Origin of the sequence: Frankia sp. Mgl5 (genome assembly GCF_023242985.1) — a bacterium.
GTDB classification, from domain to species: Bacteria; Actinomycetota; Actinomycetes; order Frankiales; family Frankiaceae; genus Parafrankia; species Parafrankia soli.
Map to the genome: position 1 here is coordinate 1 of NZ_JALKFY010000117.1, position 274 is coordinate 274.

Genomic DNA, 274 nt, shown 5'->3' on the forward strand with positions numbered 1-274 from the left:
CAATAACCGGATGCTTTTGCAGGCTTTGGTCGCTGCCTGCACCCTGCAGGGAGTGGAGATGTTGCCCGGAACAGTCGTAACCCAATTACTGACGGGAGCTGAACAAAGGGTAGCGGGTGTAATGACAACGGCGGGCAGCAGACATGCAAAGCATACTGTTGTAGCCGCGGGCGCATGGGCGGGAATCATTGCCCAATTGTTAGGCGTGTCACTGCCGATTCGTCCTGTTCGCGGACAGGTTGCAGCAGTCGCATCTGGCGGAATTCCGTTGCGT

Annotated in this window: 1 protein-coding gene; it reads left to right on the forward strand. The window is 56.9% G+C overall.

Going from position 1 to position 274, the window contains the following annotated elements:
* Positions 1–10 precede the first annotated feature (10 nt).
* Positions 11–274, forward strand: a 264-nt coding sequence (locus MXD62_RS40215; protein WP_368862340.1) for an FAD-dependent oxidoreductase, incomplete at its 3' end; no start/stop codon positions are given.